Here is a 13,350-nt window from a genome sequence, read left to right on the forward strand (position 1 = left end):
GCGATGATCGTTTTAGAGAACTTAGAACAATTTAAAGTCGTCTACCGCGATGGTCGTAAATGGCAACGCTGTGTAGAAGCGATTGAAAACATCGGAAACATCAAAGATGGCGTGATGTATTCAATTGGTGATTCACTGGCTTACATGATTGAAGACGGTGTGGCTCGTAACACAGAAAACTTCACCGGTAATCGTCGTTACTTCGACGTGCACTACTACCTAGAAGGCCGTGAAACGGTTGAATTCGCAGCGAAATCAGAGCTAGAGCAGATCCAAGCTTATAGCGATGAAACCGACCGCGAACACCTAATGGGGAACGGTGAAACTCGTGAGCTAGCTGAAGGCCAAGTGGCGATCTTTGACAACAATCAGGCTTACCGTTTCCACGGTGATAACCGAGTTCGAAAAGTGGTACTGAAAGTGACCATTGAAGACGGTTACTTCCTCAATAAATAAACAATAACGCTATCTATTCACAGTATGTATCGAGCCTTGCCGTTCAAGGCTCCAACATGCTGAACAAAGCCTCAATGCTTCCTCCCTACAAGGAAGCATTGAGAAATAACGACTATAATTACGTGATTCCTCGGAGGACACTATGTCTGAATCTGTACGCGGTAAGTTAGGCAAATTTGCCCTACTCTCCATGACATTTGCAGCGGTATTTAACGTTCGCAACATTGTAAACAACAACATCGAATTGGGATTGAGTTCAGCCCCTATCTTTTTGCTCGCGACCCTTATTTACTTCATTCCGTTCGTGTTCATCATTGCTGAATTCGTATCAGCAAATAAAAATTCTGAGTCAGGCATGTATGACTGGCTAAAAAAACCACTAGGCTCAAAAGCAGCCTACCTAGGTTCCTTCCTATACTGGTTCGTAAACCTTTTCTGGTTTGTATCCCTGCTACCAAACGTAATCGCCTATGCGTCTTACGCGATGTTGGGCTATGAATACGCCTTCTCGCCAGTCGTCACATCGGCTATCTCGATTGCTCTGTTTGCTGCAGCAACTCACATCTCAACCAAAGGCGCGAGCTGGCTAGGTAAGATTGCCGAGATCGTGGCCTACGGTGTATTCGCTCTGTTTGCAATCTACGTTATCGGTGCACTAATGGCACTGGGCGGCAACCATGAGCCAGTAGAACCAATCACGCTTGAAGCAATGACACCGACCATCAACTGGGCAACGCTAGGTATCATGTGTTGGATCTTCCAAGCAGCCGGTGGTGCAGAAACCGCAGCCGCTTACCTAAACGATGTTAAGGGCGGTCACAAGTCTTTCATCAAGGTTATCATTGGTGCAGGTATCGCAATCGGCGCAATGTACGCAGTGGGCTCTCTTCTAGTAAACGTATTCGTTGCTCGTGATGAACTGACCTACGCTGGCGGCATGGTTGAAATCTTCACAGGTATGGCGAACTACTTCGACATTTCACAATCTCTAACGGGTCGCTTCGTCGGTATTATCCTATTCGTTGCTATGTTCGGTTCGATGATGATGTGGACAGCAGCTCCAGTAAAAATTCACTTCTCTGAAATCCCTAAAGGTGTTTACGGCGAGAAGACAACAGAGCTTAACGAACACGGCGTGCCAGTACGTGCAGCTTGGTGGCAGTTCGCGTTTGTATTCGTGATGCTTGTGGTGAACGGCTTCGGCTCTGAATCTGTACAAGACATGATGAATACAGCAATCAATCTAACAGCAGGTACCGCAATGCTACCGCCAATCTTCATCATGGTGGCCTACTTTGTATTCCGCTTGAAACACGACGACACACCGCGTGATTTCCGCATGGGTACTCGAGTTCAAGGTATGGCAGTAGTATCGGTACTGATTGGTATCTTCATTGTGAGCATGACAGCATCGGCATTCCCGACAGGTGTTGACCTTGTTCAAGCCTTCTTCATCAACGTCTTCATGACAGCGGTATTCTCTGGTATCGCATGGTGGTGGATCTCTCGCTTTGAAAAGAAGCAAGCAGGTAAAGAAGCAAAGCTAGAAACGGCTAAGCAGTCGTAATCCAGAATCTATACATCTAGTTAAAAGCGCCTTAATTGGCGCTTTTTTTGTTTTAAATCAGACAATTAAAATAAAAAACCCAAAAATAAAAACGGCGTTCCGTCAAGGTTTCAGTTCACGAAAAACACCAATTAATAGGTAATAAAACTCAAATAAAAACCAAGGTAAAACATTAACTAAATTTATTTACTCAAGGTCACATATTTGATCAATTTCGATTAACTTCCCGCCGCTTAATCTTTAATCTTCTTGCTGAAGAGACAAACTGATTCATATAAAGAAAGCGACAAAAAAGCCCCTACACGCCTTATAAATCGTCGCTCATGAAACAAGCAATCTCTTCAATGAACTTCTTAATCTTTAACTCTTTGTTTTGGTAATAAGTTTACTGAAATACCAAAGAAAAAAATCCCAAAGAAGTCCGATCGTAAATCTATAAAAACAACAATGAGCCAACCCTGACAAAACAAAGCGGGTGTTTGCCAAACCAACATAACAATAAAAGTGCGGCCTAGAGCTTCCCTCTCTAGGACCAAGTTATAACGATCATCAACGTGATTCACCGGAGAACATCATGTCCGAAAATAAACGCAGTACGATAGGCAAATTTGCCCTACTGTCTATGACCTTCGCGGCGGTATACAGCTTCAATAACATCATTAATAACAACATCGAGATCGGCCTTTCCTCGGCTCCGATGTTCTTTCTAGCAACCATCTTTTACTTTGTGCCATTTTGTTTGATCGTTGCAGAGTTTGTGTCACTGAATAAAGACTCTGAAGCGGGTGTTTACTCTTGGGTTAAAAGCTCTCTAGGCGGTCGCTGGGCGTTTATTTCAGCTTACACCTACTGGTTTGTTAACCTGTTCTTCTTCACCTCTCTGCTGCCTAGAATCATCGCTTATGCGTCGTATGCGTTCTTAGGTTTCGAGTACATATTCACGCCAATGACCACCGCGATTCTGAGTACCATTTTGTTTGCGGTCGCGACTCATATCTCGAATAACGGCGCAAAATTACTGGGCCCTATCACCTCACTAACATCATCACTGATGCTGCTGCTAACGATGTCTTACATCTTGCTATCTGGCGGGGCTTTGGTAGGCGGTATCGAGCCAGCTGACCCAATCACCATCGAAGCCATGACACCAAGCTTCAACTGGGCATTCCTTGGCGTAATCACTTGGATCTTCATGGCGGCAGGCGGTGCAGAATCGGTCGCGGTTTACGTTAACGACATCAAAGGCGGTCACAAGTCTTTCGTTAAAGTCATCATCATTGCCGGTATCTTCATCGGTGCGCTTTACTCGGTAGGATCTGTGTTAGCAAACGTGTTTGTTTCGCGTGAAGAGCTTAAATTCACAGGCGGCTCAGTTCAGGTATTTGAAGGGCTAGCAAGACACTTTGGCCTGTCTGAAATCTTGATGAACCGTTTCGTTGGTGTGGTTTCATTCACGGCGATGCTGGGCTCTCTGCTGATGTGGACGGCAACACCCGTTAAGATTTTCTTCTCTGAAATCCCTAAAGGTATCTTCGGTGAGAAAACGGTCGCTCTAAACAAACAAGGCGTTCCAGAGCGTGCGGCATGGGTTCAGTTCTTCATCGTGATTCCACTGATGTTCATCCCAACGTTGGCGTCTGACACAGTGCAAGACTTGATGAGCACCATCATCAACATGACAGCTGCAGCATCGATGTTGCCACCGCTATTCATCATGATCGCGTACCTTAATTTACGTTTGAAGTTGGATCACTTACCTCGTGATTTCAGAATGGGCTCACGTATGACAGGCATTACCGTGGTCTCGATTCTGATCGGCATTTTCACTGTTGGCTTCTTTGCGTCAACCTTCCCAACAGGTGCTGACATCATGACCATCATCTTCTACAACGTGGGCGGGATTGTTATCTTCCTTGGCTACGCGTGGTGGAAGTACGGAAAATATGAAAAAAGCTTATCTCCAGAAGAGAAAAAACTAGAAGCAAAACCTGAACCGGCGAACGCTTAGTTTACCCTGCACTCTGACTTAAACTTCAGGCACTCACATTTGGTGAGTGCCTTTTTATTTGTCGGTACATTTCCACTAACCATCTCGATTAAATCAAAGCCATTCAAGAATCAAAACATTCGAACCAACAATCTAACCACCCATCAAACAATTCACCTCCCGAATACTTACAACCCTAGCCATACCTCTGCAAATTCAACTGAAAGTCAAAATAAAAACAAAGTAAATATTTACTAAAAATAGATCACACTTTTAAACTTAATTAATTTTAAACATCAAAATTATCATTAATATTGGTTTTGCGATCGTAAGTAACCTGACCAATACGCCTTGAAGAGCACCCCATATTAGAAGTCAGAACTGCTTGCGAACCTTCATTTATAACCCCGACACAGAAGTGATTAAAATGAAAAGTAGTTTTACTAAAAACACTCTTATTACAAGCTGTATTCTTGCTGCCTTAAGTACCACTGCCCACGCGGAAGAGTCCGCAGCAAACCACAGTGATACTCAGCCTCCTCAGACAGAAACTGAAACCCTATTTAACTTTTATGGTGAGCTTGGCCTTGGTGGTCACGTGGCACTCGAAGGTGATGATAAAGGCCGCTACGCAGACGGTACTTACATTGAAGCTGGCTTGGCTATCGAGCACGGTAATTGGTTTGGTCTTGCTTATATGGAGGGCTGGACAGTACAAGCCGATGACGAAGGCAATGCTTGGGCAACGGGCCACGGCTGGGGCGGTTTTGAAGGTGGTTTCAACCGCTTTTACGCTGGCTACCGCACAGATAACAAAACAGAATTCATGATTGGTCGTATGGACTCTTCATTAGATGACGTTCAATGGTGGGGTGACCCTACGGTTGAATACGGCTACGCGATCTCAAACACGCGAGACGTGCACCTTGGTGTGAAGATTCAAAACCTAGAAGGCAAGCTTCGCTACAGCGTTTCTTTCGCGCCAGAGTCTGACTTCTCGGAAGACGATGCTCTTGTTCACTTCGGTAAATACGACAGCTTCGCAGACCAATGGAAAGATAAGAACGCCATGGTCAATGGTTACCTTCAATACGATCTGACCGACGACTTAACCCTAATGGGTGGTGGTGAAGTTCGTAACAACGATGGTGGTGAACTATTGCTATTGGGTGCTGAGTACAAAAACTTCGCCACTCGTGTTTGGCACGATACAGATAAAGGCAACCAAGAGTCTTTCGGTAGCGAGTCTGGTATTCAAACCAGTGCATGGTACGAAGCGGCACAAGGCGTTTACCTATCTGCAGCCTACAACTACGCAAACTTTGACGGTGACAATGGCGACAAAGAAATCACCTCTTACATCAATGCTGGCGTTTGGTATGAATACGGCAACGGCGCGTTTGCGACTGCTTTCGATAGCCGCTTTGGCGTAGGCAGCGACACTGAAATCGGCGACGCTCAGGTGTTCGCAATGCAATACTTCTACTGGTAATAACAGGAATTGATCATGAAACTGAATAAATCATTCGCAGCTCTCGCTATCGGTGCAGCCCTTGTCGTTACTGGTTGTGCTTCAAACTCAAACTCAATCTCAGGCTCAGGCTCAGGCTCAGGCTCTGACACAGAGCAACTGCAAGCCAACGAATTTAAGAACGTTATCGACCGTACTGGCTCACCTGAATACATGCGTGACTACGACTTCGATGACCACCAACGCTTTAACCCATTCTTCGACCTAGGTGCATGGCACGGTCATCTGCTGCCAGACAGTGCAGAAGGCATGGGCGGATTCCCAGGTACAGCACTGCTTACCGAAGAATATATCAACTTCATGGCTGATAACTTCGACCGCCTAAGCGTGTTCAAAGACGGCAAAAAAGTGGCTTTCACTATGGAAGCTTATAGCCTACCGGGCGCATTGGTTCAGACGCTAAAATCTGACGATGTGACCGTAGAAATGACGATGCGTTTTGCTTCAAACCGTACCTCTCTGCTAGAAACAAAAATCACTACCGACTCACCGGTTGAATTAGTGTGGGATGGTGAACTGCTAGAAAAGACGCACGCCAAAGAAGGCGTGGCACAAACCGACAAAACAATCGCTGAAACTTACCCTGAATATGACCGTCAAATCGTCGCAACCGACGATGGCCTAAAGGTGACCTTCGGTAAGGTTCGTTCGACATGGGATCTACTGACTTCTGGTGAGTCTGAATACCAAGTTCACAAGTCGATTCCAACGAAAACCACGGTTGATGGTTTAGCGTTTACTTCAACGGCAAACATTGAAGCATCGACGACTATCTACACCACATACTCGCATGTTCTAACGGCAGAAGAAGCGCAAGCGGAACAGCCTGAAATCAAAAAGATCATGGCAAACCCTACCGACTTCTTAGCCGCATCAGCAGAACGTTGGGAAGGCTATCTTGAGATGGGTTTAACCAACCCGAACGCGACACCAGAGCAAGAGCGTGTTGCGGTTAAAGCGATGGAAACCCTAAACGGTAACTGGCGTGGCGCTGCAGGTGCGATGGAGTTTGACTCTGTGACACCATCCGTGACGGCGCGTTGGTTCTCGGGCAACCAAACTTGGCCTTGGGACACATGGAAGCAAGCCTACGCAATGGCTCACTTCAACCCAGATGTAGCGAAAGATAACATCCGCGCGATGTTTGCCTACCAAATTCAAGCTGACGATCCTGTTCGCCCTTGGGATGAAGGTTACGTGCCAGATCTATTGGCTTACAACCTAAGCCCAGAACGTGGCGGCGACGGCGGTAACTGGAACGAACGTAATACCAAACCAAGCCTAGCTGCATGGGCCGTGATGGAAGTCTACAAGACCACCAGCGATGAAGCTTGGCTAGAAGAGATGTATCCAAAGCTAGTGGCTTACCACGACTGGTGGCTACGCAACCGTGATAACAACGGCAACGGTGTTCCAGAATACGGCGCAGCACGCGACAAAGCACACAACACACCTGAAGGTGAAATGTACTTCACCGTGGTTCGTGGCGATAAACACGAAACAGTCGTAGGCCAAGCTGAACTGGATAAAGTGGTAGCAGAAGGCAACTACGATTACATCGAGAGCCCAGCTCAAACCGCTGCGTCTTGGGAATCAGGTCGTGATGATGCAGCAGCCTTCGGTTTCATCGATAAAGACCAGCTAGACGCGTACGTTGCTAACGGTGGCAAGCGCAGTGATTGGGATGTTGAATTCGCTCAAAACCGCGCTGAAGACGGCACTTTGCTTGGCTATTCATTACTGCAAGAGTCCGTTGACCAAGCAAGCTACATGTACAGCGATAACAAGTACCTAGCAGAAATGGCTGACATTCTAGGTAAAGACGCAGAAGCGAAAGAGTTCCGTGAAAAAGCAGAGCACCTATCGAACTACATCAACACCTGTATGTTCGACGAAGGCACTAACTTCTTCTATGACATTCGTATTGAAGACAAGCCTTTAGCCAATGGCTGCGCAGGCAAACCGATTGTCGAGCGTGGTAAAGGCCCTGAGGGTTGGTCACCACTGTTCAACGGTGCAGCAACACAAGCTCACGCTGATGCCGTGGTCTCTGTGATGAAAGATACCTCAGAGTTCAACACCTACGTTCCACTGGGCACAGCAGCGCTTTCTAGCCCAGCATTTGGCCCAGATATTTACTGGCGTGGACGTGTATGGGTAGACCAGTTCTACTTCGGCCTAAAAGGTATGGACAGCTACGGCTACCGTGACGATGCGATTGAAATGGCAGGCGCATTCTTCGACCACGCCGATGGCTTGGTACAAGACGGTCCTATCCGTGAGAACTACAACCCGCTAAACGGTGAACAACAAGGTGCTCCAAACTTCTCTTGGAGTGCTGCCCACCTATACATGTTATACAACGATTTCTTTACTGACGCAGAGTAAGTAAAAACCTATACCTGTCTTCTGAAATTCAATGAAAATCTAACCTCATAAATTTCAGACTTTGGCACTCAGTTTCTCGCTGAGTGCCTTTTTTATATCTGAAGTAACGTAAGCGAAAAACAAGCACTTAGACCATTTGGCCTACCATAATCCTTTTACTCTGTTCGTTGTACTCAGCTAACACAGGCAAGCTTTTACTCACAAAAAGCAAAGAGTGCTCTTGCTATGAAATCCCATTCAAAAATTTCATCACCCTCACTGAAATATTGAATTCTGAAGACTTATTCGAATTTTATTTATCCTTATTAGCCTTCCGGACATTAATTTGATAGTCGTTTACTAAATAATAGCTAAACTATAGCGTCGCCTACCCCTTTTTTGAGAAAACCTAAATGCCTAATGCTGATTCCACCCTAAACAAACGTATGGGAATCGTTGCGCTCACCTGGCCAATTTTTATCGAAGTTCTTTTAAGAACCGCACTCAACACCAGTGATGTATTCATGTTATCGGGATACTCGGACAAAGCCGTGTCTGCCGTTGGTGTTATTTCTCAGATATCCTTTTTCCTGATCATTGTCTCGACCATGGTCAGCAGTGGTACGGGTATTCTAATCGCGCAATACAATGGTGCTTCCCGCACTCAAGAGAGCGCTCACGTGGGTGTAGCAAGTATCATTCTGGCCATTATTGCCGGTGTGCTACTGAGTGTGATTGCCGTTCTTGTTGCTGAATATTTTATCCCGCTTTATCAACTCGAACCTCAAGTCGAACAGTACGCGCAAGAATACCTGTTCATCAGTGGTGCTCTCACCTTCAATGTAACCATAGGTGTGGTTCTCACCACTATTTTGCGCAGTCATGGCTATTCAAAGTCACCGATGGTGATCAACATGATTGCAGGCGTTATCAACGTATTCGGTAACTACTGCGCCTTATATCAACCTTTTGGTTTGCCAGTATACGGCGTGCAAGGGGTTGCGACCGCGACCGTCATTAGCCAAGTGATCGGGATGTTGATCTTGATTGGTGTGGTCAGAAGCAAAGGGATTGATCTACCAGTGAAGCAGTTTAAATCTGTGCCTAAAGCCATCTATCAAAAAATCATTAAGATCGGCTCGATGAACGCAGGAGAAGTGCTCTCTTATAACATGGCTCAGATCAGCATTACCTTCTTCGTGGTACAGATGGGCACATCTTCACTGGCTGCGTTTACTTACGCACAAAACATCGCTCGTCTCTCTTTTGCATTTGCACTGGCAATTGGTCAAGGCAGCCAAATCCAAACAGGCTATTACATTGGTAAGGGTTGGATCGACGAGATCACCAAGCGCGTGCAACGTTACTTTGTGGTTGGCTTTATCGCCTCAACTGCGATTACCTGCATGGTTTATGTGTTCCGTTTCGAAATTCTCGATCTGTTCACGCAAGATCCAGAGATCATGGCGCTAACGGCGGCACTGATTGCAGGTTCCATCATTCTTGAAGCTGGACGAGTATTTAACCTTATCTTTATCTCTTGTCTAAAGGCTGCTGGCGACATTAAATTCCCGATCAAAATGGGCATTCTCAGCATGTGGGGCATTGGGGTTGCCATGAGCTATTTGCTTGGCGTGCATTGGGGTTATGGCGTATTGGGTGCTTGGATGGCAATCGCGATGGACGAGTGGTTCCGTGGAATCATCATGGCCTATCGCTGGCGAGCTAAGAAATGGACTCGATTCTCTTTTTAGGTTGTTGTTGATACTTCGAAATTTATCTCGACCAAAAGAAAAAAGCGCTAGGGGGAGCTAGCGCTTTTAAGACCAACTAAGTCCGTTTAGCCTGGTAGATTTTTAAGCTATATCATGAGGATATAACCAATTTTTTTACTTAGGTAAATCAAAAAGCCTATTCTTTACGACTGCCTTGAGTCGTAAATTAAGTATAGTCGGGTTGTGAAAAATGGAAGGAATTATTTCATTTATTTTTGTCGCAGAGACCAAGCCCAGAGTAGAAAAACAGCTCAGATGAACTAACCTTTAATCATGATTGGAAATCTTGAGGAGGGGCTATATGGATTCAGAAACGACCACCGCCAAGCCCGCGCCTCGAAAAGAACAATCAACCTTGCTAGCTTCCCTACTCCATGAATTTAGAAGAAACAAACTGATTTTATGGTACGTGGCATTCATTGCTCCGCTCACCTTAACCATCAACCTATTTGTCCCAAATAATATGAAGTATGACATCTATAGTTATATCGATGTCTTAATTACCATTTGCTATGTCACTTTTATTATCTGGGCAACGTATTATTACTGTTATTTACTGTTTAAGAGAGAAAAAAAACCGACTATACGATTCATCAAAAAAGTGAAATCACTGCTATTTCCTATCTCGAAACCCATTTACTTTGTCTTGTTAATGCTCGCTTTGAACATCTCATTTTCGAGTTACACGTTTATCAAATCACTCATCCCGCACTTCAATCCTTACACTTTAGACCTCGCTTTTTACCACTTAGATAAGTGGTTGCACTTTGGCGTATCTCCATGGGAACTCACACACTTCTTCCTGCCAAATGCAGCTTCAACTTTGGTGATGAACTTCTTATACAACTTATGGTTTTTTCTGATGTGGGGAATGTTACTTTTTTTCATCATCTATCGAAAAGATGACCAACTTCGTAATCAGTTTATCCTGACCTTTTTGATATCTTGGTTTCTCCTAGGTAACGTCATAGCGACGCTGTTGTCGTCTGCGGGACCCGCCTACTTTCACCACTTCTATGAACAAGATCTCTATCTTAGGTTAATGGAACGTCTACAAGCGCAAGACCTCCAGTTAAAGCAAGCGAATCTATTCCCACTTTGGATGCTATCCGCGCAGGATATGCTTTGGGATAGCTATGTTACTGGCATAAGAGGCCGAGGAACGGGAATATCTGCGATGCCTAGTTTGCATGTCACTATCGCAGTGTTAATGGCAATGACAGCATTTAGGTTGAACAAAAAGCTGGGATATTTGGCGTGGGGTTATGCTTTTATTGTCCAGATCGGCTCCGTTCACTTGGCTTGGCACTATGCAATCGACGGATACTTAGGGGCGATATTAGTCGTCGCTCTTTGGCACGCTATTGGTTACTGGTTGCGAAGACGGACACCACCAATCAAAGCTCCATAAACTAGATATGTCCCACCCTTTATCACATCGGATAACGAGTTAATCTCTTCGACCCGTTACTTCTTCAACAGCCTGACTAATGGTTTTTCTCAGGTGGATACTTTTATCATCGAGTTGCTTTCCCTTGCGGTAAACAAGTTGAATGTCAAAATCAGGAACCTCTATCGGCGGGGCAACGGCTATCAGCGAGCTCTCCACATTAGGGTCAGTTCGGGCGACCAACTTAGGCACGATACACAGCAACTTCCTGCCACTTATCAGTCGTTTTACCGTCAAAAAATTACTCGATGCAATCGCCACTTTTCTCGTATAACCGAGTTCCGCTAATTTAATATCTACACCCGTTTTTAGAGAACCATTGGGGGAAACTAATGCATGCTCGACAGACACAAATGTCTCTAGCGACATCGGCAGTTCAACACCAAGCACTGAGCTATCAAGTAAGCAAACATGCTGCTCGGTGTAGAGTTGATCAATACCAAACAGCTTAGGCACCTCTCCAAAACTACCTATCGAGATATCCAGCTTTGCCTCTTCAAATACTTGCTGATAGTTGCCTCGATTAACATTAAAAAATGCGACTTGAGAGTTTGGTGAAGCTTCTTTGATCAAATCGAATATCATTGGGCCAAACATCTGCTCTACGTAATCCGTCAACCCTATTTTCCAGCTCCCTTTGAAACTCTCGGTCTCAAAACGTTTAGATAACAGAACTTCAGACTGGATGGTATTCAGTAGCGCGTCCACTGTGCTCGATAGTTCAATGGCTCGGTCGGTCGCCTCCATCTTGCTACCTACACGCTCAAACAAAGGGTCATCAAACAACTTTCGTAGCCTTTGTAAGCTATGGCTCATCGCAGATTGGCTTACATAACAACGCTCAGCAGCCTTACTCACGCTATTCGTTTTATACAAAGCCTGCAGTGCAATCAACAAGTTAAGGTCGATCCCTTTCCAATTAAAATCAGCCATGTCAACTAACCCATTTTATTCATAGTTATAATTAAAACAATTAATTTGAATCATAGTTCAACTCCACCTAAATTACGCTAAACATTTATCTGGAATCGATCATGCTTTCAATTTTTAAAACCTTTTTCTGGCTTGGCTGGATTAGCTTTGGTGGACCAGCAGCACACATTGGCTACTTCCGTAAAACCTTTGTTGAGAAACTGAACTGGTTGTCCGACGAAGAGTACGGGCAGATTGTCGCTCTTAGTCAATTTCTACCGGGCCCAGGTTCAAGTCAGGTTGGCTTTGCGGTCGGCTACAAGAAAGGTGGATTAACAGGTGCTATTGCTGCATTTGTCGGCTTCACTTCCCCATCTGTGATTCTGATGCTGATATTGGCGTTAGTCAGCAACCAGCTATTGGAAGCTCCACTTTTCAATTCAATCATTCACGGGCTTAAGTTATTAGCGGTAGTGGTTGTAGCTGATGCAACCTTTGGTATGTACAAGAACTTTTGCCAATCGAAGATAGCGACCGCCTTATGTGTGATTACCGCGATTGTACTACTACTGATTCCAGGCATCTGGCCTCAAGTTTTAGTGCTTCTATTTGCAGCGATGGTTGGCAGTAAGTTCTTGACGTCTCAAGAGCTAAAAACGATACCTTCAACGCAAAAAATATCGGTAACGCCTCTGGTGATTTTTGTTACTTTGCTGGTTGGTCTGCCTCTATTCAGTGCTTACTCTCAAGGTATTGAAGTATTTGGCCTGTTCTACCAAGCAGGTAGCTTAGTATTCGGTGGCGGCCACGTGGTACTTCCGTTGCTACAAAATGGTATTGGTGACCAACTGTCTCAAGATGCCTTCCTAACAGGTTATGCAGCAGCACAGGCAGTACCAGGGCCTATGTTTACACTTGCGACTTACTTAGGTTATGTATTGATGCCATCGGCACCGATCACAGGCGCACTACTCGCAACGATTGCTGTGTTCTTACCGGGCTTCTTATTGCTACTCGGTATATTGAAAAACTGGCAGGCGATTGCAAGCAAACCTTTGGTGGCAGGCGCTCTTACTGGTGTGAATGCGGCGGTTGTCGGTTTATTGTTGGCAGCGCTATATCAACCGATCTTCACAAGCGCAGTAAGCAGCGGCATAGACTTCGCTCTGATCATTGTTGGTGTGTGGTTATTGAAAACAATTAAGATGCCGATTGTAGGTTTAGTGGGTACCTTTATCGCCGCTGGTGCGATGCTTAACTATTTATAATTAAGCACTTAGATACCCAACTTTAGATACTAAACTG

9 protein-coding genes are annotated in these 13,350 nt (G+C 45.2%); 8 read left to right on the forward strand and 1 reads right to left on the reverse strand.

What is annotated here, in order from left to right; genetic code table 11:
• The first annotated feature begins 3 nt into the window (after positions 1 to 3).
• The 7 genes from AB6D93_RS05250 to AB6D93_RS05280 all read left to right on the forward strand — a co-directional run bounded on the left by AB6D93_RS05250 (position 4) and on the right by AB6D93_RS05280 (position 11,094).
• Complete coding sequence (locus AB6D93_RS05250) at positions 4 to 456, forward strand: beta-galactosidase subunit beta (protein ID WP_017066026.1); 453 nt, start codon at positions 4 to 6, stop codon at positions 454 to 456.
• Between the two features lie 142 nt (positions 457 to 598).
• Positions 599 to 2,023, forward strand: a complete 1,425-nt coding sequence (locus AB6D93_RS05255; protein WP_017063320.1) for an amino acid permease — start codon at positions 599 to 601, stop codon at positions 2,021 to 2,023.
• A gap of 574 nt (positions 2,024 to 2,597) precedes the next feature.
• Positions 2,598 to 4,031: an amino acid permease gene (locus AB6D93_RS05260; protein ID WP_102331954.1), complete on the forward strand. Its 1,434-nt coding sequence runs from the start codon at positions 2,598 to 2,600 to the stop codon at positions 4,029 to 4,031.
• Between the two features lie 406 nt (positions 4,032 to 4,437).
• The gene (gene ygjJ, locus AB6D93_RS05265) at positions 4,438 to 5,502 is read left to right on the forward strand and encodes a protein YgjJ (protein ID WP_004734431.1); all 1,065 of its coding nucleotides are present in this window, start codon (positions 4,438 to 4,440) and stop codon (positions 5,500 to 5,502) included.
• 15 nt (positions 5,503 to 5,517) lie between these two features.
• Complete coding sequence (gene ygjK / locus AB6D93_RS05270; protein ID WP_102331953.1) at positions 5,518 to 7,929, forward strand: alpha-glucosidase; 2,412 nt, start codon at positions 5,518 to 5,520, stop codon at positions 7,927 to 7,929.
• Between the two features lie 392 nt (positions 7,930 to 8,321).
• The gene (locus AB6D93_RS05275) at positions 8,322 to 9,662 is read left to right on the forward strand and encodes an MATE family efflux transporter (protein WP_102331952.1); all 1,341 of its coding nucleotides are present in this window, start codon (positions 8,322 to 8,324) and stop codon (positions 9,660 to 9,662) included.
• A 322-nt stretch (positions 9,663 to 9,984) separates the two neighbouring features.
• Positions 9,985 to 11,094 carry a phosphatase PAP2 family protein gene (locus AB6D93_RS05280; protein WP_017063316.1) on the forward strand — a complete coding sequence of 370 codons (1,110 nt, stop codon included), beginning with the start codon at positions 9,985 to 9,987 and terminating at the stop codon, positions 11,092 to 11,094.
• A 39-nt stretch (positions 11,095 to 11,133) separates the two neighbouring features.
• Here the strand turns inward: AB6D93_RS05280 and AB6D93_RS05285 are convergent, their stop codons facing one another.
• Positions 11,134 to 12,066: a LysR family transcriptional regulator gene (locus AB6D93_RS05285; RefSeq protein WP_017070360.1), complete on the reverse strand. Its 933-nt coding sequence runs from the start codon at positions 12,064 to 12,066 to the stop codon at positions 11,134 to 11,136.
• A gap of 101 nt (positions 12,067 to 12,167) precedes the next feature.
• Here AB6D93_RS05285 and chrA point away from each other — a divergent pair, with 101 nt between their 5' ends.
• Entirely contained in the window at positions 12,168 to 13,313 is a 1,146-nt protein-coding gene (gene chrA / locus AB6D93_RS05290) for a chromate efflux transporter (protein ID WP_102331951.1), read from the forward strand.
• Positions 13,314 to 13,350: the final 37 nt, after the last annotated feature.

Source organism: Vibrio sp. 10N.247.310.23 (assembly GCF_041467155.1).
GTDB lineage: Bacteria > Pseudomonadota > Gammaproteobacteria > Enterobacterales > Vibrionaceae > Vibrio > Vibrio crassostreae_C.